Annotated in this window: 21 protein-coding genes, 2 rRNA genes and 1 riboswitch; of the genes, 22 read left to right on the top strand and 1 reads right to left on the bottom strand. The window is 51.4% G+C overall.

The features are described 5' to 3' along the window. The 22 genes from KNP87_RS10805 to ligA all read left to right on the top strand — a co-directional run. A 23S ribosomal RNA gene (locus KNP87_RS10805) occupies positions 1-120 on the top strand; the annotation flags it as partial. Between the two features lie 48 nt (positions 121-168). Beyond that, positions 169-284 (top strand): 5S ribosomal RNA (rrf, locus tag KNP87_RS10800). A gap of 98 nt (positions 285-382) precedes the next feature. Next, entirely contained in the window at positions 383-589 is a 207-nt protein-coding gene (locus KNP87_RS10795; protein ID WP_026833974.1) for an NETI motif-containing protein, read from the top strand. A gap of 234 nt (positions 590-823) precedes the next feature. Continuing rightward, positions 824-925: riboswitch (purine riboswitch) on the top strand. Between the two features lie 89 nt (positions 926-1014). After that, positions 1015-1506 (top strand): 5-(carboxyamino)imidazole ribonucleotide mutase, encoded by a 492-nt coding sequence (gene purE / locus KNP87_RS10790; protein WP_026833973.1) that lies wholly within the window; start codon positions 1015-1017, stop codon positions 1504-1506. Then, a complete protein-coding gene (purK, locus tag KNP87_RS10785; protein WP_214721651.1) occupies positions 1503-2606 on the top strand; it encodes a 5-(carboxyamino)imidazole ribonucleotide synthase in 1104 nt (367 codons plus the stop codon). The genes purE and purK overlap by 4 nt, the downstream gene beginning before the upstream one ends. Continuing rightward, positions 2603-3898, top strand: coding sequence for an adenylosuccinate lyase (gene purB / locus KNP87_RS10780; protein WP_028106995.1), 1296 nt, complete (start codon positions 2603-2605; stop codon positions 3896-3898). The genes purK and purB overlap by 4 nt, the downstream gene beginning before the upstream one ends. A gap of 60 nt (positions 3899-3958) precedes the next feature. Next, on the top strand, positions 3959-4666 hold the full coding sequence (purC, locus tag KNP87_RS10775) for a phosphoribosylaminoimidazolesuccinocarboxamide synthase (RefSeq protein WP_214721650.1): 708 nt from the start codon (positions 3959-3961) through the stop codon (positions 4664-4666). Beyond that, positions 4663-4911: a phosphoribosylformylglycinamidine synthase subunit PurS gene (purS, locus tag KNP87_RS10770; protein ID WP_026829308.1), complete on the top strand. Its 249-nt coding sequence runs from the start codon at positions 4663-4665 to the stop codon at positions 4909-4911. Before purC ends, purS begins: the two co-directional genes overlap by 4 nt. After that, positions 4908-5591: a phosphoribosylformylglycinamidine synthase subunit PurQ gene (gene purQ, locus KNP87_RS10765; RefSeq protein WP_026829307.1), complete on the top strand. Its 684-nt coding sequence runs from the start codon at positions 4908-4910 to the stop codon at positions 5589-5591. The genes purS and purQ overlap by 4 nt, the downstream gene beginning before the upstream one ends. Then, complete coding sequence (gene purL / locus KNP87_RS10760) at positions 5572-7791, top strand: phosphoribosylformylglycinamidine synthase subunit PurL (protein ID WP_214721649.1); 2220 nt, start codon at positions 5572-5574, stop codon at positions 7789-7791. The genes purQ and purL overlap by 20 nt, the downstream gene beginning before the upstream one ends. Continuing rightward, the gene (gene purF, locus KNP87_RS10755; RefSeq protein WP_026833967.1) at positions 7767-9176 is read left to right on the top strand and encodes an amidophosphoribosyltransferase; all 1410 of its coding nucleotides are present in this window, start codon (positions 7767-7769) and stop codon (positions 9174-9176) included. The genes purL and purF overlap by 25 nt, the downstream gene beginning before the upstream one ends. Positions 9177-9195: 19 nt before the next feature. Then, positions 9196-10230, top strand: a complete 1035-nt coding sequence (purM, locus tag KNP87_RS10750; protein ID WP_028106992.1) for a phosphoribosylformylglycinamidine cyclo-ligase — start codon at positions 9196-9198, stop codon at positions 10228-10230. Beyond that, positions 10227-10802 (top strand): phosphoribosylglycinamide formyltransferase, encoded by a 576-nt coding sequence (purN, locus tag KNP87_RS10745; protein ID WP_214721648.1) that lies wholly within the window; start codon positions 10227-10229, stop codon positions 10800-10802. The genes purM and purN overlap by 4 nt, the downstream gene beginning before the upstream one ends. After that, complete coding sequence (gene purH / locus KNP87_RS10740) at positions 10799-12319, top strand: bifunctional phosphoribosylaminoimidazolecarboxamide formyltransferase/IMP cyclohydrolase (protein ID WP_214721647.1); 1521 nt, start codon at positions 10799-10801, stop codon at positions 12317-12319. The genes purN and purH overlap by 4 nt, the downstream gene beginning before the upstream one ends. A gap of 15 nt (positions 12320-12334) precedes the next feature. Next, the gene (purD, locus tag KNP87_RS10735; RefSeq protein ID WP_214721646.1) at positions 12335-13591 is read left to right on the top strand and encodes a phosphoribosylamine--glycine ligase; all 1257 of its coding nucleotides are present in this window, start codon (positions 12335-12337) and stop codon (positions 13589-13591) included. 214 nt (positions 13592-13805) lie between these two features. Continuing rightward, on the top strand, positions 13806-15545 hold the full coding sequence (locus tag KNP87_RS10730) for an adenine deaminase C-terminal domain-containing protein (RefSeq protein WP_119923654.1): 1740 nt from the start codon (positions 13806-13808) through the stop codon (positions 15543-15545). Positions 15546-15612: 67 nt separating this feature from the next. Then, positions 15613-15927 (top strand): YerC/YecD family TrpR-related protein, encoded by a 315-nt coding sequence (locus tag KNP87_RS10725; RefSeq protein ID WP_012369366.1) that lies wholly within the window; start codon positions 15613-15615, stop codon positions 15925-15927. A 39-nt stretch (positions 15928-15966) separates the two neighbouring features. Then, positions 15967-17346 carry a TrkH family potassium uptake protein gene (locus KNP87_RS10720; protein ID WP_214721645.1) on the top strand — a complete coding sequence of 460 codons (1380 nt, stop codon included), beginning with the start codon at positions 15967-15969 and terminating at the stop codon, positions 17344-17346. 12 nt (positions 17347-17358) lie between these two features. After that, positions 17359-17583, top strand: coding sequence for a hypothetical protein (locus KNP87_RS10715; RefSeq protein WP_028106987.1), 225 nt, complete (start codon positions 17359-17361; stop codon positions 17581-17583). Between the two features lie 84 nt (positions 17584-17667). Next, positions 17668-18351 carry a heptaprenylglyceryl phosphate synthase gene (pcrB, locus tag KNP87_RS10710; protein WP_214721644.1) on the top strand — a complete coding sequence of 228 codons (684 nt, stop codon included), beginning with the start codon at positions 17668-17670 and terminating at the stop codon, positions 18349-18351. A gap of 44 nt (positions 18352-18395) precedes the next feature. Beyond that, positions 18396-20621 (top strand): DNA helicase PcrA, encoded by a 2226-nt coding sequence (gene pcrA / locus KNP87_RS10705; protein WP_026833959.1) that lies wholly within the window; start codon positions 18396-18398, stop codon positions 20619-20621. A 14-nt stretch (positions 20622-20635) separates the two neighbouring features. Beyond that, positions 20636-22630, top strand: a complete 1995-nt coding sequence (gene ligA / locus KNP87_RS10700; protein ID WP_214721643.1) for an NAD-dependent DNA ligase LigA — start codon at positions 20636-20638, stop codon at positions 22628-22630. Positions 22631-22721: 91 nt separating this feature from the next. Here ligA and KNP87_RS10695 read toward each other — a convergent pair whose 3' ends face one another. Further along, the gene (locus KNP87_RS10695; RefSeq protein WP_214721642.1) at positions 22722-23297 is read right to left on the bottom strand and encodes a class D sortase; all 576 of its coding nucleotides are present in this window, start codon (positions 23295-23297) and stop codon (positions 22722-22724) included. Positions 23298-23398: the final 101 nt, after the last annotated feature.

Raw genomic sequence — 23398 nt, 5'->3', positions numbered from 1 at the left:
GAGATTTCCCTTTGAGTAATCAAGAAAGACCCCTCAGAGACGATGAGGTAGATAGGTCACGGGTGGAAGCATGGCGACATGCGGAGCTGAGTGATACTAATCGGTCGAGGCCTTGTTCTAGCAGATGATCTTGTTGATGACTTCAGTTTTGAGGGCGCGAGCCCGTCGTCTGGTGACGATAGCCAAGTGGTCACACCCGTTCCCATGCCGAACACGGAAGTTAAGCACTTGAACGCCGAAAGTAGTTGGGGGCTTCCCCCTGTGAGGATAGGACGTTGCCAGGCAAACGGTGGTTCTGGAGCATACGCTCAAGGGCCGCCGCTTTTTTATGGACTTTTTTTGGTTTTTTTCATATATATAATAAGGAAGGAATGTGAGACTCATGGCAAAAAAACAAAAAATGCGCGTTGCCGTAGAAGAAAATGAAACGATCAGCGAGTGCATTGATCGGATTGATGCCATGGGTTATCGTCCGACCGTTCGACGGGAAGAACCGATTTTTGGACTTGATGCCAACGGAGAACCGTATCCTATCCGCCAACAAATCATTTTTGACTGTAAGCCGAAACTCGAATCTGAGAACGCATGAATCGGCATGAATCGAATTGTTTTTTCGCAAAGACCATCCTTTCTTTTATGAAAGGGTGGTCTTTTTTAGTAGTTTTTCTTTCTGTCAGGTTGACAGCAGTTTAAATTTCCGAATGGAAAACCAACCGAATGGAAGAAATTAAGTATAAAACCGAACGATGAATTTTCAGATAATTAAATTGTTCGCCTTTGGTTGACGAATCGAGTTCAGTCTTGTTAAGATGAAGGCGTGATAGGAAGATTTAATATAACACCTCGTATAATAGCAGGGATATGGCTTGCAAGTTTCTACCCGACGACCCTAAATCGTTGGACTATGGGGTATATGGATGTTCGTCGATCGTTTTTTGGCGTACCTTTTTATACCCTAAGCCACCCTTTTAGACGTGGTTTGGGCTTTTTTTATGCAAAAAGGAGGAGACGAAGATGAGTAAGGTGGAAATCGGAGTCATCATGGGCAGTCAATCGGATTGGGTGACCATGCAGAAAACGTGTGACGTACTGGATCAATTGGACATTGCATACGAAAAGAAAGTGGTCTCCGCACACCGGACACCGGACTTAATGTTTCGATATGCGGAATCCGCTCGGGAACGAGGATTAAAAGTCATCATTGCCGGTGCAGGTGGGGCAGCCCACCTTCCAGGAATGGTGGCAGCGAAGACAACGCTCCCCGTGATTGGTGTCCCGATTCAGAGCAAAGCACTCCAAGGCATCGATTCCTTACTCTCGATCGTTCAGATGCCAGGCGGTGTTCCGGTTGCGACCGTTGCGATTGGAGACGCTGGAGCGAAAAATGCCGGTTTGCTTGCAGCTCAGATTCTTGCGACCGTCGATGAACGGATTGCCCGGGCTTTAGATCATATGCGGGTCGAACTGGAAGGGGATGTCATCGCTTCGGAGGTGCATCTGACATGACACGAATCGGAGTTTTAGGCGGAGGACAATTGGGGCGGATGATGGCTTTATCTGCACGCCAAATGGGATATTCGCTCATCACGCTTGATCCGACGGAGAATGCACCGTGTGCGCAAGTTGCCGATCAACAGATTCAGGCACCGTTCACGGATGTCGAGGCAGCCAAACGACTGGCTGACGCCTCGGATGTCGTAACGTATGAGTTTGAAAACATCTCACACGAAGTAGCGGAAGCCATCGGCGGTAAATTGATCCATGGCACCGAACTTCTGTTTCGGACACAACACCGGATTCGTGAGAAGGAACTGCTTGAACAGCTCGGTTATCAAGTGGCACCATACCAGGCAGTTCAGACGACCGATGATCTTCTCGAAGCAAAACGGCAGTTAGGTCTTCCCTTCATCTTAAAAACAGCCCGGTTTGGTTATGACGGCAAAGGGCAGACGGTCATTCGAACGGAACTGGATCTAGAAACGGCCGTCACCCGTTTTGAACCGACAGAATACGTTGCCGAAAAGTGGTTGCCGTTTGACCAAGAGATTTCCGCCATCGTCACGCGAAGCGAGCGGGAAACGAAAGTCTTCCCGGTCAGTGAAAATATCCACCAAGACAACATCCTGCATCTGTCGATCGTTCCCGCCCGTATTTCAAGCGACTTGGAGCAACAAGCGATTGACCTGGCGACGCGTCTCGCGAACGATGTCGATTTGATCGGAACACTGGCAATCGAACTGTTCGTCGTCGGTTCCGAATTGATCGTCAACGAACTGGCGCCGCGTCCGCACAACTCGGGTCATTATTCGATTGATGCGTGCGAGACGTCACAGTTCGAGCAACACATACGAGCCATCTGCGGACTGCCGCTTGGCGATACCCGCTTGACGACACCGGTCGTCATGGCGAACATCCTAGGTCAACATATCACAGCATTAGACGAGGCATTACCGATGTTATCCTCGCGGACGAAAGTCCATTTATACGGAAAACAGGACGCAAAACAGGGGCGGAAGATGGGGCATCTGAACATCTTGGCTGATTCGGTCGAAGAAGCGTTAGCCGAAGTTGCGCGCCTGCAGATATGGAAGGAGACGGTTAGATGATCGAACGCTATACACGTCCTGAAATGAAAGCGATCTGGACAGAACAGAACAAATTCGAAGCCTGGTTAAAAGTTGAGATTTTAGCATGTGAAGCCTGGAGTGAGCTTGGCGTGATTCCAAAAGAAGACGTCCAGTTGCTTTGGGAAAAAGCTTCCTTTGATGTCAATCGGATCAATGAAATCGAGCAAGAGACACGACACGACGTCATCGCCTTCACACGTGCCGTATCGGAGACACTTGGCGAAGAACGCAAATGGGTTCATTACGGACTGACGTCAACGGACGTCGTTGATACGGCGTTATCGTATCTGTTGAAACAAGCCAATGATATCTTGGCGGCCGATCTCGATCGTTTCATTGAAATCTTGAAGGTCAAAGCCAACGAACATAAGTATACGGTCATGATGGGACGTACACACGGCGTACACGCTGAGCCGACGACGTTTGGTCTGAAGCTGGCCCTTTGGTACGAAGAAATGAAACGGAATAAAGTCCGGTTCGAGGCAGCACGGGAAACAGTCGAATACGGCAAGATGTCGGGAGCGGTCGGAACGTTTGCGAACATCGACCCATTCATCGAAAAATATGTCTGTGAGAAGCTTGGCACGAAACCGGCACCGGTCTCGACGCAAACCCTGCAACGTGATCGTCATGCCCATTACATGTCGACGATTGCCTTAATCGCGACATCGATTGAAAAGATGGCGACGGAAATTCGTGGTCTTCAAAAAACGGAGACTCGTGAAGTCGAAGAATTCTTCGCTAAAGGTCAAAAAGGATCATCGGCGATGCCGCACAAACGGAATCCGATCGGTTCCGAGAACATGACGGGTCTTGCCCGTGTCATCCGCGGCCATATGGTGACAGCGTACGAAAACGTCTCACTGTGGCATGAACGGGATATCTCCCACTCGTCTGCGGAACGGATCATTTTGCCGGATGCGACGGGATTACTCAACTACATGTTGAATCGGTTCGGTAACATCATCAAAAATCTGACGGTGTTCCCGGAAAACATGAAACGCAACATGGACCGGACGTTTGGTGTCATCTTCTCCGGTCACGTCTTACTCGCTTTGATTGAAAAAGGCTGGTCACGCGAAGCGGCCTACGACTTCGTTCAACCGCGGGCGATGCAGGCATGGGAAGAACAAATCATGTTCCGCGATGTCTTATGGCAGGAAGCGGACATTCAACAACTCTTTACAGAAGAAGAACTCGATGCTTGTTTTGATCCAACGTATCATACGAGCCGAGTCGATGAAATCTTTGAACGGTGTGGCTTGAACTAATCAACCTGGGACGGGAGCTCGGCTCCCGTCTACATCTTAGGATCATGGGGGACGAAATCGATGCAACCACTTTATGAAGGCAAGGCGAAACGGTTATACACGACGCAGGAGCAGGATGTGCTCCGCATCGTCTACAAAGACGAGGCAACAGCATTTAATGGAGAGAAGAAGGCAGAGTTTGCCGGTAAAGGAGAATTGAACAACCGCTTGACGAGCCACTTTTTTGAGGTCCTCGCAGCGGCGGGAATTCCGAGCCACTTCATTGAACGGACATCGGAGCGCGAACAGCTCGTACGTCGTGTCACCATCATTCCACTTGAGGTCGTCGTGCGAAACGTCGTCGCCGGCAGCCTCAGTAAACGGCTGGGCATCGAAGAAGGAACGGTGCTCGAGACGCCGATCGTCGAGTTTTATTATAAAGATGACAGCTTAGGTGATCCGCTTGTCACACCGGCACACATCAATTTACTGAAGATTGCGACTACAGAAGAGCTTTTACGGCTTGAACAGGAAGCCCATCGTGTCAATGACGTCTTGCGTCCCTACTTTGATAACAAGGGCATCACGCTCGTTGATTTTAAACTGGAATACGGTAAAACACCGGCCGGCGAAATTTTGCTGGCAGACGAAATCTCACCGGACACATGCCGGTTATGGGATAAGGAAACGGGCGAACACCTCGACAAAGATGTTTTTCGCCGCAATATCGGATCACTCATCGACACATACCAAACACTATTCAATCGCCTAGGGGGAAACGGACAATGAAAAAGGTTACAGTAGCGGTCGCATTACGAGAAAGTATTTTAGATCCACAAGGTGTCGCGGTCAAAGGCGGTCTAAGCCAGCTTGGTTTTGCGGGGGTCGAAGAAGTTCGGATTGGCAAGCGGATTGAGTTGCTCGTTTCCGATGAGACAACGGACGCGATGATTCATGAGATGTGTCAGAAACTGCTCGTTAACACTGTGATGGAAGATTACCGTTTTGACGTAGAAGAGGTGACGACCGTATGAAGTTTGCCGTCATCGTTTTTCCCGGATCGAACTGTGATCTAGATATGTATCATGCTGTCAAAGACGCACTCGGCGAAGAAGCGGACTACGTCTTCCATACGGAAACGTCCCTTGAAGGATACGACGGTGTCCTGTTACCGGGCGGTTTTTCCTACGGCGACTACCTCCGGTGTGGCGCGATCGCTCAATTCTCACCGATCATGGAGGAAGTGAAACGATTTGCGGCAGAAGGCAAAACGGTCCTCGGCGTCTGCAACGGGTTCCAAATTCTTGTTGAAGCCGGGCTTCTCCCGGGTGTCTTACACCGGAATACGGGACTGAAGTTCATGTGCCGGACGGTTGAACTGAAGGTCGAAAACAATGAGACGCGTTTTACATCCGACTACGCAGCGCAAGAAACGATTACGATTCCGATCGCGCACGGAGAAGGCAACTACTACTGTGACGATGCGACGTATGCGATGTTACAGACGAACCGACAAATTGCCTTTACGTATACCGATAATCCGAACGGATCACGCGGCGATATCGCCGGCATCACGAATAAAGCCGGGAACGTCCTCGGCATGATGCCACACCCGGAACGGGCAGTTGAACTGCTGACCGGCGGAACCGATGGACTTAAGTTATTCACTTCACTCGTCAAACAGGGGGCACATCATGTTAAAACAACAGTCTGAACCAACGATGGAGCAAATTCAGGAACAACGGATCTACGCAACAATGGGACTGAGCGATGCGGAATATGAGATGGTCGTCAACTTACTCGGACGCCAACCGAACTACACAGAAATCGGATTGTTTTCCGTCATGTGGTCGGAGCACTGTTCGTACAAGACGTCGAAGCCGGTGTTACGCCAGTTTCCGACGACAGGTCCACGCGTCCTGCAAGGTCCGGGTGAAGGAGCCGGTGTCGTCGATATCGGGGACAATCAAGCCGTCGTCTTTAAAATCGAGAGTCACAATCACCCGTCAGCCGTCGAACCGTATCAAGGGGCAGCGACCGGTGTCGGTGGGATCATCCGCGATATCTTTTCGATGGGAGCCCGTCCGGTCGCCTTGATGAACTCGCTTCGGTTCGGTCACCTCGGTACACCGCGTGTCAATCAACTGTTTGAACAAGTGGTCGCTGGAATTGCCGGATACGGGAACTGTGTCGGGATTCCGACGATCGGGGGAGAAGTCGGCTTTGATCATTCGTATGAGGGCAACCCGCTTGTCAATGCGATGTGTATCGGCTTGATCAACCATGAAGACATTCAAAAGGGTCTCGCCAAAGGGGCGGGGAACTCGGTCATGTACGTCGGAGCCGCAACCGGACGCGACGGGATTCACGGAGCGACCTTTGCTTCAGAAGATCTTGGGGAAGATACGGAAGCAAAACGTCCAGCCGTTCAGGTCGGGGATCCGTTCATGGAGAAACTCTTGATCGAAGCCTGTCTTGAAATCGTTGGTCATCCGGCGCTTGTCGGCATGCAGGATATGGGAGCTGCCGGACTGACATCATCATCAGCCGAGATGGCTTCGAAAGCCGGTATGGGCATCGAGATGCATCTGGATGATGTACCGCAACGGGAAACAGGCATGACAGCTTATGAAATGATGTTATCAGAGTCACAAGAACGGATGTTGTTGGTCGTTGAACGCGGACGCGAATCGGAAATCGAAGCGATCGTCAGCAAATGGGGACTCCATGCGGTGCATGTCGGAGAAGTCATCGATGAAAAAGTCCTTCGTTTGGTCCAACACGGCAAAATCGTCGCTGAAGTACCGGTGGATGCGCTGGCAGAAGAAGCACCGGTCTACAACAAACCATCCCGTGTCCCGGCATATTATGAAGAGTTCCAAACGATGGAGGAAACGTTACCAGTCGTTGACGATGTGGTCGAGACATGGCGTTCCCTACTCAAACAACCGACGATTGCTTCAAAACGTTGGGTCTACGACCAATACGATCATATGGTTCAAACGTCAACGGTCGTCGCACCGGGTTCTGATGCAGCCGTCATCCGGGTTCGCGGAACGAACAAAGCACTCGCGATGACGACAGACTGCAACAGCCGTTTCGTTTACCTCGATCCGTTCGTCGGCGGACAGATTGCCGTCGCTGAAGCAGCCCGCAACATCGTTGCCAGTGGTGCGACACCACTCGCGATCACCGACTGCCTGAACTTCGGGAATCCGGATAAACCGGAAGGCTTCTGGCAACTACAGCAAGCGACGGCCGGAATGGCAGAAGCGTGCCGTGTGCTCGAGACGCCGGTCATCGGTGGAAATGTTTCCTTGTACAATGAATCCGCCGGCAAAGCAGTCCATCCGACGCCGGTCGTCGGGATGGTCGGTCTTCACGAACAGACCGAATGGATTACGACGCAACACGTCAAGCAAGCAGGCGACGCTGTTTACCTGCTCGGAGAAACGACAGCAGAATTCGGCGGCAGTGAACTGCAATACCTGCAATTCGAAAAATCATTCGGGAAAGCACCGCAGATTGACTTAGCCGTCGAACAAGAGCGGTTACTGGCCTTGCAAGCGGCGGTTCAAGCGGGACAAGTCACAGCGATTCATGACGTGGCAGAAGGTGGTCTCGCTGTTGCCTTAGCCGAGATGACATTCGGAACGACGCTTGGTCTTGACGTGACATTTGACGGTCCGGCACTAAATCTGTTCAGTGAATCGCAATCACGTTTCGTCGTGACGGTGAAGCCGGAACAGGAAGCCGCCTTCGTAAAACTGACAGGGGCGCATAAAATAGGATACGTTACCGATCAAGATGCTTTGCAAATCAAGACAAGCGATACACTCATCGAAGCGACACGTTCAACACTGCAAGCCGACTGGGAAGGGGCGATCGCGTGTTATATGACATCAAAGGATTAAATGAAGAGTGTGGGGTGTTCGGGATTTTTGGACAACCGGAAGCAGCGCAACTTGCGTATTACGGACTCCACAGCCTGCAACACCGGGGACAGGAAGGGGCAGGAATCGTCGCAAGCGACGGCAAACTGCTCCTGCCGCACCGGGGACAAGGGCTCGTCACGGAAGTTTTTTCGCAAGAAACACTGGATTCTTTATCCGGGCACCACGCCATCGGACATGTCCGCTATTCGACGGCCGGGGGAAATACGCTTGAGAATACACAACCGCTCCATTTTAAATCACGGACGGGCGACCTGGCGCTTGCGCACAACGGGAACCTCGTCAATGCCGATTCATTAAAACATCTACTCGAAGCAGAAGGAGCGATTTTCCAAACGACGAGTGATACGGAAGTTGTCGCTCACCTCGTCAAGCGGAGTAAGTTACCGACGCTTGAAGACCGGATTGCCGATAGTCTGGCTCGACTCGTCGGCGCGTTCGCGTTCTTGTTCTTGACGGAAGATACGTTGTACGTCGCCGTTGATCCACACGGTCTGCGGCCGTTGTCGCTTGGAAAAACACCGGACGGCGGAATTGTCTTTTCATCGGAGACATGTGCGTTTGACATCGTCGGCGCCGAGTTCATTCGGGATATCGAGCCTGGGGAGCTCGTGACCATCACAACGTCCGGCATGTCATCGCGTCAATATATGGAACCACATGAGCGGGCGATGTGTTCGATGGAATACATCTACTTTTCCCGTCCCGATTCGATGATTGATGGGGTCAACGTCCATACGGCACGAAAAGCACTTGGCAAAAAGATGTTCGAAGAAGCACCGGTCGAGGCAGACGTCGTCACCGGTGTGCCGGATTCGAGTATTTCCGCCGCCATCGGGTATGCGGAAGCGAGCGGCATTCCATATGAAATGGGTTTGATCAAAAACCGTTATGTCGGTCGGACGTTCATTCAGCCGTCACAAGAACTCCGCGAGCGCGGTGTCAAGATGAAGTTATCGGCGCTGCGGGGTGTCGTCAACGGCAAACGGGTCATCATGGTTGATGATTCAATCGTTCGCGGGACGACAAGCCGCCGCATCGTCGGACTGTTACGGGAAGCCGGGGCAACCGAAGTCCATGTCCGCATCACGGCACCCCCCATCACCAATCCGTGTTATTACGGGATCGATACATCCTCAAAAGATGAACTGATTTCCGCCCGCTTGACACCAAGTGAGATTTGCCGGGAAATCGGAGCCGATTCACTTGAGTTTTTGACGGTCAACGGAATGGTCAATGCAATCGACCGCCCGTTTGATGGTCCGTTGAAAGGTCAATGTACGGCTTGTTTCACAGGCGAATATCCAACACCGATCGGTGCATTAGAATTAGAAGCCAAACTTTGAACAGATGGGGGAACAAAGCATGAGTAAACAATACGAAGCAGCAGGTGTCAGCCTGACGGCAGGATACGAATCCGTTTCTCGAATGAAAAAACACGTGGCCCGCTCGATGCGCAAAGAAGTCATGACGGGACTCGGCAGTTTCGGTGCAATGTTCGACCTCAGTCAATTGAATCTGAAAGAACCGGTCCTCGTCAGCGGTACGGACGGCGTCGGAACGAAGCTGAAGCTTGCCTTCGCCCTCGACCAGCACGATACGATCGGGATTGATTGTGTTGCGATGTGTGTCAATGACATCATCGTCCAAGGGGCGGAACCGCTCTATTTCCTCGATTACATCGCTCTCGGAAAAGCGGTTCCCGCTAAAATCGAGCGGATCGTCGCCGGCGTTGCCGAAGGTTGTGTCCAGTCCGGTTGTACATTGATCGGCGGGGAAACGGCAGAAATGCCGGGGATGTATGCAGACGGTGAATACGATATCGCCGGATTCGCGGTCGGTGCCGTCGAAAAACAAAAATTGATCACAGGAGAACACGTTCAACCGGGAGACGTCATCTTAGGTCTCGCTTCGTCGGGCGTTCACTCGAACGGCTTTTCACTTGTCCGGAAGATCGTCGCCGAAAGCGGTCTGCGGTACGAAGATGAGTTGATGATGTTCGGCAGTACGATCGGCAATACGTTGCTGATGCCGACACGGATTTACGTCGAAGCGGTCAAAGCGGCCCTCGAGACAGAAAAAATTCAGGCGATGGTCCATATTACCGGCGGCGGTTTTTACGAAAACGTTCCGCGTGTTCTTCCTGAAGGATGCGGTGCGACGTTTGACCCGAAAAAATGGCCGACGTTGCCGGTCTTCGATTGGCTCGAACAAGCCGGAAACGTGCCGCGTCACGATATGTACAATGTCTTCAACATGGGCATCGGTTACATGATGATCGTTAAACCGGAAGATGTCGATGCCGTCACGGCACGCCTTGCCCGTGAAAATGAGACAGTCTATACGATTGGGACAGTCACGGATGAGCCGGGCGTCCGCATCCATGGAGTCGATCAATGAAAATCGCCTGTTTTGCCTCGGGAAGTGGCAGTAATGTCGAAGCATTGTTCGACGCGATTGAAGAAGGACGTCTGCAGGCTACGATTGAACTCGTCGTCTGTGATCAAAAACAAGCGAAAGTGATTGAACGGGCACGCGCACGTAACTGTGATGTGTTCGTGTTTACAGCCAAGGAGTATCCGGATAAACCAACGTTCGAGCGGGAAATCGTCGCCGAGTTGGAGCGGCGACATGTGGAACGGATTATCTTGGCCGGGTATATGCGATTAATCGGGGATGTTTTGCTGGCACACTATGCCGGACGAATCGTCAACATCCACCCGTCGTTGCTGCCGGCTTTTCCCGGAAAAGATGCAATCGGGCAAGCATTTCGTGGCGGAGTCAAAATCACAGGTGTTACAATTCATATAGTCGATGAAGGGATGGACACGGGACCGATCATCGCACAAGAAGCGGTCCGGATCACAGAGGATATGACACGGGAAACGCTGCAACAGGCGATTCAGCAAGTCGAGCATAAACTGTACCCGCAAGTCATCGAAGAGTGGATGAAAGAGGAGGCAAACGTATGAGAGCGTTAATCAGTGTATCAGACAAAACCGGCATCGTTGAATTAGGACAGGCGATGCACCAGGCAGGGATTGAACTCGTTTCGACAGGTGGGACACATCAAGCCCTTGAGGCAGCAGGACTTCCGGTCATTGGTATCAGTGAAGTCACACAGTTTCCAGAGATGCTGGACGGACGGGTCAAGACCCTTCATCCGATGGTCCATGGTGGACTGCTTGGACGACGTGATCTCGAGAGCCACCGGGAACAGATGGCAGAACAACAGATTGAACCGATTGATTTTGTTGTCGTCAATCTCTATCCGTTCAAAGAAACGGTCATGCAGGAAGACGTCCCGTACGCCGATGCGATTGAAAACATCGATATCGGTGGACCGAGCATGATCCGATCTGCTGCGAAAAATCATGCGGCGGTGACGGTCATCGTTGATCCGGCAGATTACGCAGATGTCATCAACGAGATTCATCTTGGTGGAACGACGTTCGAAACACGCCAGAAGCTGGCAGCAAAAGCGTTCCGCCATACAGCGGCTTACGATGCCTTGATTGCAGACTACTTCTTGACGCAGACAGGCGAAAAGTTCCCGGATCAGTTGACGATCACGCTAGAGAAGGTTCAGGATCTGCGTTATGGAGAGAATCCACACCAGGAAGCCGCCTTTTACAAAACACCGATTTACCGCGGGGCATCACTCGCTTCGGCGAAGCAACTCCACGGCAAAGAATTGTCCTACAACAATATCCAGGATGCCAATGCAGCGCTTGAGATTCTCGATGAGTTCCGTGAAGCGGCAGCCGTCGTCGTCAAACACATGAATCCATGTGGCGTCGCGGTTGGTCCGACAATCGACGAAGCCTTCCGCCGGGCGCACGCCGCCGATCCTGTCTCCATCTTCGGTGGGATCGTGGCCTTGAACCGCGAAGTCGATCTCGCAACAGCAGAACAGTTAAGCGGAATTTTCCTCGAAATCATCATCGCTCCTTCCTTTACGGAAGACGCGTTTACGTTGCTTGCAGCGAAGAAAAATCTTCGGTTACTCGAACTGGATGTCAAACGTGTCCAAGCGATTCGTTATACGGCAGTCGCCGGCGGCATGCTTGTGCAGGACAGTGACGATGAGACACTCGATGATGCGTCAGCACGTGTCGTAACGGACCGGAAACCGACGGCAGCCGAATGGGAAGACTTAAAACTCGCTTGGCGTGCGGTCAAACACGTCAAATCGAACGCCATCGTCATTGCGAAAGACGAAGTGACGGTCGGCGTCGGCGCCGGACAGATGAACCGTGTTGGTTCAGCGAATATCGCGATCACCCAAGCCGGTGAGAAAGCGATTGGTGCCGCAATGGGATCAGACGCCTTCTTCCCGATGGGGGATACGGTCGAAGCAGCGGCAGCGGCAGGCATCACGGCGATCATCCAACCGGGTGGATCGATTCGCGACCAGGAATCCATTGATGCGTGCAATAAACACGGTATCACGATGATCTTTACGAACGTTCGTCATTTTAAACACTAAGCGGAGGCGGTCCGAGTGAAAGTATTAGTAGTCGGTAAAGGTGGACGCGAGCATGCGCTCGTTTGGAAACTGGCACAAGATGTCCGGATTGATACGATTTATGCAGCACCTGGAAACGTCGGGATGACGGAAGCTGTTTGTGTCCCGATTCGGGAAGACGCAATTGGGGAATTGGTTCAGTTCGCCCGTGACGAACAGATTGATTGGACGATCGTCGGACCCGAAGGACCGCTTGTCCTCGGAATCGTCAATGCGTTCCAAGCAGCCGGATTAAAGATCTTTGGACCGTCCCGTGAAGCGGCGGCGATTGAAGGCAGTAAACAATTTGCGAAAGCCTTGATGGACCGGGCCGGGATTCCGACGGCTGACCATGCGGTCTTTACTTCCGCGGTTGAAGCGAATGCTTACATTCGGGCGCAAGGAGCACCGATCGTCATCAAAGCGGATGGTCTGGCAGCAGGGAAAGGTGTGACCGTCGCTGCGACGACGGAACAGGCCATCCAAGCTGTCGACGAAATTTTTGCCGGTGATTTCGGGGAGCAGAGCAGCGTCGTGATCGAAGAATGTCTTGTCGGAGAGGAATGTTCGCTGATGGCTTTCGTGCACGAAGAAACCGTCATTCCGATGGTCTTGTCGCAAGACCATAAGCGGGTCTTTGATGGTGATCTTGGTCCGAACACGGGTGGTATGGGCGCTTACAGTCCGTTGCCACAGTTTGACGAACAGGCGGTAACGGAGGAAGCGATGCAACGGGTCCTCCGGCCGCTCGTCGAACAGATGGCGAGTGAAGGGATTCCGTTTACCGGTTTCTTATACGCCGGTCTGATGTTGACCGACCGTGGACCGTCCGTGATCGAGTTTAATGCGCGCTTCGGTGATCCGGAGACGGAAGTGATTTTGCCCCGTCTCGAAACCGAACTGCTGGATGTCATCATCCCCTTGATGGAAGGTGACGTTCCCGAAGTCGTCTGGTCGGATGAAGCCGTCGTCGGTGTCGTCATCGCGGCGAACGGATATCCGGAACAGCCGGCAACGGGCCATCTGGTCCGGACGGATACGATCGGTTCCGATGTCCTTGTCTTTCATGCCGGAACCGTCGCCGGTGATCAAGAGACGGTGTTATCTGCCGGAGGACGCGTCCTCGTTTGTGTTGCGAAAGCGGCGAATATGGAAGATGCGGTGTCGGCAATCTACAGCGGACTCGATTCATTTGACCGGACCGGCTTCTTTTACCGGACGGACATCGCCAAAAAAGCATTTCGAACGATCTGATTTTATAACGGCAAAAGCCGGTGCCTCACATGATTGTGAGGGACCGGCTTTTTTTGTGTCCGGCGACGAAAGACGCTTGTCTTCCGTGGCGGTTTTGTGTTATTTTGGCGAAATGAGTCGAATTGACGACGAATAAGCTTGAAACTTTTCCGGTAACATTTTAGTATAAGAACTATAAGAAAGCGTTTTCAAATAAAAAGGAGGTCGAGCTTTCATGAAAAAAAATTGTGGACGGTCCCCATGGACGAAAACAGAAGTCCGGACCCATCAAGCGGTCATCAATGGAAAGCTTGCGCCTACACTCGTGATTGAAAATGCGACGTACTTAAATCAAGGACTCAAAGCGTGGCGGACGGCGAATATTTGGATCAGCGGCGACCGGATCATCTACGTCGGACCGGACATGCCGGAAACGGCGGACGAAGTGTACGATGCTGCAGGGAAATTCATCGTCCCGGGCTACATCGAACCGCACGCGCATCCGTTCCAACTCTATAACCCGGCGACGCTTGCGAAGTTTGCAGCGGAACGCGGCACGACGACACTTGTGAATGACAATATGCTTCTTTTGTTAGAGCCGGTGGAGCAAGCGTTTGCGCAAGTCGAAGCACTAGCAGACCTGCCGACTTCGATGTATTGGTGGGCGCGACTCGATGCCCAGACGGAACTCGACGCCGACAGCATCACGATTGATAACCGGCGGATTCAAGCTTGGCTGAAGCATCCCCAGGTCATTCAAGCCGGCGAACTGACCGGCTGGCCGCGTCTTTCGCAAGGTGATGACGAGTTGCTGCAATGGATGCAGGATGCGATGAAGCTTGGAAAACCGATCGAAGGACATTTTCCGGGAGCATCCGCGAAAACGTTGACGAAGATGGCATTATACGGCGTGACGAGCGACCACGAAGCGATGACGGTCGAAGAGGCACTGATGCGGCTCGAGCTCGGCTATACGACGACCATCCGTTACTCGTCGATTCGTCCCGACCTACCGGATATTTTTGCGGGTCTCGTTGAAGCGGGATTACAGAACTACGAGAAGGTGCTCGTGACGACAGATGGATCGACCCCTTCCTTTTATAAAGCCGGTCTGATGGATGAGACGATTCGGTTGATGCTGGCCGCAGGGATTGCTCCGGAAGAAGCGTACCGGATTGCCTCTTATAATGCGGCACGTCACTTTAACCTGGATCATCTGCTCGGCAGTATCGCACCGGGACGGATTGCTCACCTGAACATCTTGGAAGCAAAAGACCAACCGACACCGGTCGATGTCTTGGCACGAGGAACATGGGTCCGGAAAAACGATATCCCGTGTTACCCGGTCGAAGCGATGGATCATGCGCTTGACTTGATGCAGAAGTCTGAAATCGGGATTGAACTGACGGAACATGACTTTTCCTTCAGCATGCCGGTCGGACTTGAAATGGTCAATTCCGTCATCATGAAGCTGTATCAGATTGAACATGATACGAGCATGCAAGTGTTACCGGACGGATGTGAGGAGTCGTTTTTGATGTTGGTTGACCGCGAAGGGAAATGGCGTCTGAACACCGTCTTAAAAAACTTTGCGACCCACGTCGGTGGACTCGTCAGCTCGTATTCGATCAGCGGCGATATCTTGTTGATTGGAAAATCCAAACGAGACATGCAGATTGCCTTTGAACGGATGAAATCGTTTGGCGGCGGCGTCGTTCTCGTTGATGACGGCGAAGTGATTGCGGAAATTCCTTTAACGTTAATGGGGCAAACGTCGGATTTGCCGCTCGAAGATTTAATCATTCAAGAAACGGCTTTGCGCGAAGCGTTATTTGCCCGAGGATACAAGTTTGAAGATCCGATCTATACCTTGCTGTTCCTGGCTTCGACCCACCTGCCGTATGTGCGGATCACACCGCAGGGAATTTATGAAGTCTTACGCAAGAAAGTACTTTTCCCGGCAATTTTGCGATGACGCTTGAAATTTAAAACGTCGCACTTTAAACTGTTAAAGAGCAATGAATGGGAAAGGGAGTCAGATGATGCAACTCGATAAATTGCGTGGAAAAGAACTTGATCAATTATTTACGGCCATCATGAAGATGGATTCATTAGAAGATTGTTATACATTGTTTGAAGACTTAGCGACGGTCAATGAGATTCAGGCATTGGCACAACGACTTGAAGTCGCCCGGCAGTTACGGGAAGGAAACACGTACCACAAGATTGAAAAAGCAACAGGTGCTTCAACAGCAACGATTTCCCGTGTGAAGCGGTGTCTGAACTACGGTTCTGGCGGCTATGACTTGGCACTCGCACGATTAGGTCTTGTAGAAGAGGAAGTAGCGGATAACTAACCGGTTATCCGCTATTTCTGCGAAGGAGGACGAAGCCGGATGGATTTAGCGTTTCAACAAAAAATTCAACATTTCATTCGAAAACTGACGCCGATCCAGTCACTCGTCATTATTTATTTCGTTGCCGTCATCATCGGAATCATTATGCTTGGATTGCCCTGGTCGACACGGGGAGATTACAATTGGGACTTTACGGACCTTGTGTTCATGGCTGTCAGTTGTGTCAGCGTGACCGGTCTGACGACGGTCTCGGTCTCGGATACGTTTACGACGTTTGGTTACTTTATGATCATGATTTTGGTCCAGGTCAGCGGGATCGGCTTGATGTCGCTGCATATCGCGATGTGGGTTATCCTCGGCAAACGGATTGGTTTCCGGGAACGGCAACTTGTTGTCCGTGACCAAAACCAGACGACGATGCAAGGAGTCGTCAAATACATTCGCGAAGTCATTTTGATCATCCTATCGATTGAAATCATTGGAGCCTTGATTTTAGGCTTGTATTATACGAAGTACTTTCCGACGCTGGGTGAAGCGATGTTACAAGGATTGTTTGGTTCTGTCAGCGCGACGACCAATGCCGGGTTTGATATTACCGGAGAATCGTTATTGCCGTTTCGCGGGGACTTATTTGTCGTGTTCATGCAGATTCTGTTATTGACGCTCGGGGCGATCGGGTTCCCGGTCTTGGTTGAAGTCCGGCGCTATATCTCCTACCGGGCGACACGCCAATCAACGCGTCAACCGTATCATTTTTCATTATTCACAAAATTAACGGCTTCGACGTTCTTTATTTTGGTCCTGTTCGGAACGGCCAGCCTGCTGCTGTTTGAATGGAACCAATCATTTAAAGGGTTGCCGGTCGGTGAAAAGCTGGTTGATGCCTTATTCCAATCCGTAACGACCCGAAACGGCGGACTGACGACGGTCGACATCACGACCTTCTCGCAAGCCTCGATTTTTGTTTTATCGATTCTGATGTTTATCGGGGCGTCGCCTTCATCCGTCGGGGGAGGGATTCGGACGACGACGTTTGCCGTCGCCGTGCTCAGCGTCATTGCCTTTATCCGCGGGGAGTACGGAATTAAGATTTTTGGACGTGAGATCGGACAGTCCGATATTTGGAAAGCGTTTGTCGTCATCGTTGTCTCGACCGGCGTGACGATGATCGGGTTGATTGTCTTATTGATCTTTGAAGATGCCCCGTTCCTGGTCCTGTTTTTTGAAGCCTGTTCGGCGTTTGGAACAACCGGATTGTCACTTGGGATTACGAGTGAATTATCCGATGTCGGTAAGTGGACCTTATCCGTCTTGATGTTCATCGGACGAATCGGTGTCATTTCCTTTGTGCTCCTGCTCAAAGCCAATCAGCCGAAACGGAATTACAATTACCCAAAAGAATCGGTCATCATCGGTTAAGGAGGTTGCGTCATGCAACGTGCATTTTGGATCAACTTTGGTTATATCTTCATGGTTCCGGCGTTGCCGTTTCTGGCGATCGTTAACGGGCGGGCGCTCTGTTCGCCGGACTCCCCGTTACTGGATGTGCCGGTGCTTGGTTTTTTCTTGGCTGAACCCTGGGCGTTTGCCGTCCTGTATGCCTTCCTCGCCTTTGGACTTGCCGCGTTGTTGACGAAACGCCAAGTCCGGACTTGAAAGGTGTGTCCCATCTCGCTCTGCGCGGGATGGGTTTTTGTTTTATACTGGACACAGCGAATGAAAAGAGAGGGTGGAACCAACATGTTGTTACCGTATAATGAATGGCGTCATGTCTTTAAGCTCGATCCGGCAAAGGAAATTGAAGAAGACGCCCTCCAAGCGATTGCCACGTCAGGAACCGACGCCATCATCGTCGGAGGAACCGATGACATCACACTCGATGCGACACTTGATTTACTGATGCGATTGCGTCGTTACCCGGTGGCCGTTGCCCTGGAAGTGTCAGAGCTCGAAGCGGCGACGATGGGGTTCGATACGTATTTGACACCAAGCGTCCTCAACAGCGGAACGCTTGAGCACGTCATTGAAAAACAAGTCGAGGCACTCGAGGAAGTAGGTCATATGTTAGCGCACGCCGATCTTGTCGGGGAAGGGTATATCGTACTGAATCCTGATGCCAAGGTCGCCCGTGTCACGCAAGCCAAGCCATTGGCGGATGATACGGTCATTGCCTACGCGCAACTCGCAGACAGCGTGTTCCGGATGCCGGTCGTTTATCTGGAATACAGCGGAATTTACGGTGATCCGAAACTGGTCGCCTCGGTCAAACGGGTGCTGAAGCAAGGTCGGTTGTTTTACGGCGGCGGCATCGACTCGGTCGAGCGGGCGGAAGAAATGCTGGAACATGCCGATACGATCATCGTCGGCAACATCATCTATGAGAATTTAGAAGCAGCACTTGCGACAGTCACGGCAACACGATAAAATATAAGAACAAAAGTTCGGAATATAGAAATGAGGCTATTTAGATGTTTAATTTAAGTGAACAGCTTGTCAGCGGTCTGAATCCGGAGCAAGCAAAAGCGGTCAAACATACGGACGGACCCCTGCTGATCATGGCGGGAGCAGGATCAGGAAAAACACGTGTTTTGACACATCGCGTCGCCTATTTGATGGCTGCGAAACAAGTCGCCCCGTGGAACATCTTGGCGATCACGTTTACGAACAAAGCGGCACGCGAGATGCGTGACCGGATTTCCCGGCTCGTCGGCGGTGTCGCCAACGACATCTGGGTGTCGACCTTCCACTCGATGTGTGTTCGGATGTTACGTCGGGACATCGAAAAAATCGGCTACAACCGAAACTTCACGATTCTCGATTCAAGCGACCAACAGTCGGCGCTTAAACTTGTTTTAAAAGAACAAAATCTCGATCCGAAGAAATGGGATCCACGGTCGATGTTGTCGATCATCTCGAGTCAAAAAAACGAATTGCGGAGCGCAGAGTTTTACGCTTCGATCGTCACGAACCCGTACGAAAAAACCGTTGCTGAAATCTACAAAGGGTACGAAGCCGTCTTGCGCCGTAATAACGCGCTGGATTTTGACGACTTGATCGGGAAGACGACCGAGTTGTTCAAACAAAATCCAGACGTTTTGGCGTTTTACCAACGCAAGTTCCAATACATCCATGTCGATGAGTACCAAGATACGAACAAAGCCCAATATGATCTTGTCAATCTGCTCGCAGCGGCGCACCAAAACCTATGTGTCGTCGGGGACTCGGATCAGTCGATTTACCGTTGGCGCGGAGCCGACATCGCCAATATCCTGTCGTTTGAGGAAGACTATCCGACAGCGAAAGTCATCCTGCTTGAACAAAACTACCGGTCTTCAAAACGGATTCTGGACGCAGCGAACCACGTCATTCAGAACAACAGCACCCGTAAAGATAAAAAACTGTGGACGGAAAACGCGGAAGGCGAAAAACTGGTGATCCATACAGCAGAAAATGAACGGGAAGAAGCGTTCTATATCGTTCAGGAAATCCGCAATGCCTTGCGTTACGGGATGAAATTAAACGATGTCGCGATTCTGTACCGGACCAATGCCCAGTCACGGGCGATTGAGGAAACGTTGCTCAAATCCAACGTTCCGTACAAAATGATTGGCGGTACGAAGTTCTACGACCGGAAAGAAATCAAGGATGTCTTGGCTTATCTGCGTCTGATTTCGAATCCGAACGAAGATTTATCGTTTGCCCGCATCGTCAATGAACCGAAGCGCGGAATCGGCGCGACGACGATCGATAAATTACGTGATTTCGCCGATTTACAGGGGGTCTCCCTGATGGAAGCAATCCGTGACATCGAATTGTCGAGCATCGCCCCGAAAACGGCAGCCAAACTGACGGACTTCCGGACGATGATTCTTGGTCTGCAACAGATGCAAGAGTTCATCAGCCTATCCGAGCTGGTGGAAGAAGTGCTTGAGAAGAGCGGCTACCGTCAAGTCTTAAAAGAAGACAAGACACTTGAAGCCCAAAGCCGTCTCGAGAACATTAACGAGTTCATCACGGTTGCGCAAAACTTTGAAAAAGAAACGGCGCAAGCGGATCCGGAAGAACAGACGATCATTGCTTTCCTGACCGATCTGACGTTGGTCGCTGATGTTGATTCCCTGGATGAAAGTGATCCGGGTGAACAAGTGACGTTGATGACGTTACACTCGGCTAAAGGTCTCGAGTTCCCAATCGTTTTCCTGATCGGAATGGAAGAAGGATTGTTCCCGCACAGCCGTTCGTTGCAGGATGAAGATGAGATGGAAGAGGAGCGTCGTCTTGCCTATGTCGGCATCACACGCGCTGAAAAACGATTGTATCTCTCGCACGCGCGAATGCGTTCGCTGTACGGACGGACGAATGCCAACCTCGAATCCCGTTTCCTCGCCGAATTACCGGAGGAAGTGCTCGAGCGAACCGGCAAAAAACCAAAACCGTTGCCGTGGGAAGATCGTCCGGTACCGCAAGGAAAAGCCGTCATCGGACGTTCGGTCACGAAACCGACGGCGATGAAGACGTCCGGTGCTGAATCACTCGGCTGGAACGTCGGGGACAAAGCGGAACACGGGAAATGGGGACGCGGAACGGTTGTTCAGACACGCGGATCAGGTGATAGCTTAGAAATCGACATCGCTTTCCCGGAAGTCGGCGTCAAACGATTGCTTGCGAAATTCGCACCGATCAAAAAGGTATGAGTGGAGGCACCAAGATGACAGTACAAGTACGAATCGATGAATTGCGCCAGAAACTGAACCAGTACAGTTATGAATATTACGTCCAAGATCAGCCGACGGTACCGGACAGCACATACGATCAACTGTTGCGTGAACTGACGGAGCTTGAAACCGAACATCCGGAGCTGATTACGGCCGATTCGCCGACACAACGTGTCGGCGCGGCTCCGCTTGACGCGTTCGAGAAGGTGACACATGACTTACCGATGTTGTCGCTCGGGAACGTATTTGATGAGACGGAGATTCGCGAGTGGGTCGCCCGGATTGAACGTTCGCTCGGCCGTTCGACGACATATGTCGCCGAATTAAAGTTTGATGGTCTGGCGATTTCCTTAAAGTACGAAGACGGACGTCTCGTCCGCGGTGCGACACGCGGCGACGGAACTGTCGGTGAGAACATCACGCAAAATCTGCGGACAATCAAAGCCTTGCCGCTGCGGTTACGTCAAAATGAAACGGTCGAGGTACGTGGTGAAGCTTATATGCCTAAACAATCGTTCGAACGCCTGAATCAAGATCGGGCGGAACGGGAAGAGGCCTTGTTCGCCAATCCGCGGAATGCGGCAGCCGGAAGTTTACGCCAGCTCGACTCGTCGATTACGGCATCCCGTAATCTTTCGTTGTTCGTGTATGGCGTCGGTGTCAATACACTCAGCGCCCGTTCGCACAGTGAAGCGATGCTTCAGCTTGCTGAGCTCGGACTGCCGACGAACAAAGAGATGCAGACGTGTGAGACGGTGGAAGATATCTTGGCTTACATTCAGCACTGGACGGTTGAACGGGCAACACTTCCGTACGAAATCGATGGGATCGTGCTGAAGGTTGACCGCTACGATGATCAAGAAGAGCTTGGGTTCACAGCGAAAAGTCCTCGTTTTGCAACGGCTTATAAATTTGCTGCGGAAGAAGTCATGACGACGGTCGAAGAAGTTGATTTCAGTGTGGGACGAACCGGGAAAGTCACGCCGCGTGCACGCTTTGCTCCGGTCGTCGTCGCCGGCTCGACGGTCAGTTATGCCACACTCCACAATGCCGATTTCATCACGGAAAAAGACATTCGTCTGCATGATCAAGTCATCATCAAAAAAGCCGGCGATGTCATTCCAGCGGTCGTCAGTGTCGTCGTCTCAGAACGGACAGGGAACGAACAACCGATTGAGTTTCCGACACACTGCCCGGCTTGTGCGTCGGAACTTGTTCGCCTTGAAGGCGAAGCGGATATCCGGTGTGTCAGTCCGGAATGTCCGGCACAACTGGTGGAAGGCATCATTCATTTTGTGTCGCGACAAGCGATGAACATTGATGGACTGGGCGAGAAGGTCGTCCGCCAATTGTACGAACACCAAGCGATTCGGACCTTAGCCGACCTGTATCGGCTCGATCGGGAAGAATTGTTGACGTATGAGCGGATGGGCGAAACATCGGTCGAGAATTTACTGAAGGCGATTGAAGCGTCCAAGAACAACTCATTGGAACGGCTGATGTTTGGTCTTGGTATCCGATTAGTCGGACAAAAAGCGGCCTACTTGTTAGCCGAACGGTTTGATACACTTGATGGCATTGCGCAAGCGGAATACGACGATATTCTGGCGATTGACGGCATCGGCAGTAAGATTGCTGATTCGGTTACGAAATATTTTGAGCACCCGGAAGCGCAGGCCTTGATTCAAGACTTGGCAGCACTGGGACTTAATCAACGATTCCTCGGACAACGGGTCGATCAGTCAAATGCGCCACTGGCCGGAAAGACGATTGTCCTGACGGGCACACTCGAAACGCTGAAACGTTCTGAAGCCGGAAAACGGTTGGAATTGCTCGGAGCAGATGTAACCGGCAGTGTCAGTAAAAAAACGGACATTTTGGTGGCAGGAGAGAAGGCCGGTTCGAAGCTGACGAAGGCGGAATCGTTAGGAATTGAGATTTGGAATGAAACTCAATTGCTCGAAGAGTTAGCCAAATATGAAGGGTAATACAAGATTGATCAAGTGGATGACCTGAATAAAACAAGGGACTGACTCAAAAGTCAGTCCCTTTTCGTATTAACTTAACGTGGACAATGAATCACAGTGACTCCGTTTTGATCAAAGTCCCTTGTTTAATCAAACGATTGGTTGCCGTTTCCGGCGGGTCACATGTGATGAGGGTGATGGTCGCTTGTTTGACGTCTTGATTCAAGACGGAGACATCAGTTGGTTTGACGAGCTGTGACGTCATCATCTTATACGTATAGCGGTGACTTTTTGTCGTCACGATGACGTGCGCTCCCTGTTTTAACTCCGGCAAGCGATTGAAGTGAAGACCTTTTGTGAAGCTGCGGTGTCCCGCTAAGGCATAATTTCCTTTGCCCGGTGATCCGGTCTGTTTGATGTGCCCGATACTTTGGTCAAGAATGTCGGTCGAAGCTCCTTCTAAGATGACCTGCTCAAAATCAAGCGACGGAATCGTCAGTAAACCGGCTCCCGAAGTCGCGACCGGTTGATTCGTTTCTTTGGCATCGACGGCTTTCAAATCCTGTGTCCAACGTTGTTTCAGTTCTTCAGCGGCAGCTTGTTTTTGATGCGAGGTGTAGAGCGGCCAGATGATAAGTAAAATACCAGCGGTCAATAGAAGCAGACCTAAAATTTTTTGTCGTTTCATAAAAAATCCTTTCGTCTGCTGAAAAGCAGGGTGTACTTTTTTGAAAAACAGGGAAAAACTACACCTTCCCCGATGGAAAACTATTCTGTTATGATAGAGAG

It is taken from the genome of Exiguobacterium sp. s192 (assembly GCF_018618795.1).
GTDB lineage: Bacteria > Bacillota > Bacilli > Exiguobacteriales > Exiguobacteriaceae > Exiguobacterium_A > Exiguobacterium_A undae.
The sequence above is the reverse complement of the archived record's forward strand: the minus strand, read 5'-3'. Positions and strand labels throughout refer to the sequence as shown.

Excerpts from the sequence above, each read along its gene's own strand:
- KNP87_RS10795 (WP_026833974.1), top strand. The coding sequence starts at position 383 with ATGGCAAAAAAACAAAAAATGCGCGTTGCCGTAGAAGAAAATGAAACG.
- KNP87_RS10725 (WP_012369366.1), top strand. The coding sequence starts at position 15,613 with ATGCAACTCGATAAATTGCGTGGAAAAGAACTTGATCAATTATTTACG.
- purN (WP_214721648.1), top strand. The coding sequence starts at position 10,227 with ATGAAAATCGCCTGTTTTGCCTCGGGAAGTGGCAGTAATGTCGAAGCA.
- ligA (WP_214721643.1), top strand. The coding sequence starts at position 20,636 with ATGACAGTACAAGTACGAATCGATGAATTGCGCCAGAAACTGAACCAG.
- purM (WP_028106992.1), top strand. The coding sequence starts at position 9,196 with ATGAGTAAACAATACGAAGCAGCAGGTGTCAGCCTGACGGCAGGATAC.
- KNP87_RS10720 (WP_214721645.1), top strand. The coding sequence starts at position 15,967 with ATGGATTTAGCGTTTCAACAAAAAATTCAACATTTCATTCGAAAACTG.
- KNP87_RS10730 (WP_119923654.1), top strand. The coding sequence starts at position 13,806 with ATGAAAAAAAATTGTGGACGGTCCCCATGGACGAAAACAGAAGTCCGG.
- purC (WP_214721650.1), top strand. The coding sequence starts at position 3,959 with ATGCAACCACTTTATGAAGGCAAGGCGAAACGGTTATACACGACGCAG.
- pcrB (WP_214721644.1), top strand. The coding sequence starts at position 17,668 with ATGTTGTTACCGTATAATGAATGGCGTCATGTCTTTAAGCTCGATCCG.
- KNP87_RS10715 (WP_028106987.1), top strand. The coding sequence starts at position 17,359 with ATGCAACGTGCATTTTGGATCAACTTTGGTTATATCTTCATGGTTCCG.
- purE (WP_026833973.1), top strand. The coding sequence starts at position 1,015 with ATGAGTAAGGTGGAAATCGGAGTCATCATGGGCAGTCAATCGGATTGG.
- purQ (WP_026829307.1), top strand. The coding sequence starts at position 4,908 with ATGAAGTTTGCCGTCATCGTTTTTCCCGGATCGAACTGTGATCTAGAT.
- purL (WP_214721649.1), top strand. The coding sequence starts at position 5,572 with ATGTTAAAACAACAGTCTGAACCAACGATGGAGCAAATTCAGGAACAA.
- KNP87_RS10695 (WP_214721642.1), bottom strand. The coding sequence starts at position 23,297 with ATGAAACGACAAAAAATTTTAGGTCTGCTTCTATTGACCGCTGGTATT.
- purB (WP_028106995.1), top strand. The coding sequence starts at position 2,603 with ATGATCGAACGCTATACACGTCCTGAAATGAAAGCGATCTGGACAGAA.
- pcrA (WP_026833959.1), top strand. The coding sequence starts at position 18,396 with ATGTTTAATTTAAGTGAACAGCTTGTCAGCGGTCTGAATCCGGAGCAA.
- purH (WP_214721647.1), top strand. The coding sequence starts at position 10,799 with ATGAGAGCGTTAATCAGTGTATCAGACAAAACCGGCATCGTTGAATTA.
- purS (WP_026829308.1), top strand. The coding sequence starts at position 4,663 with ATGAAAAAGGTTACAGTAGCGGTCGCATTACGAGAAAGTATTTTAGAT.
- purK (WP_214721651.1), top strand. The coding sequence starts at position 1,503 with ATGACACGAATCGGAGTTTTAGGCGGAGGACAATTGGGGCGGATGATG.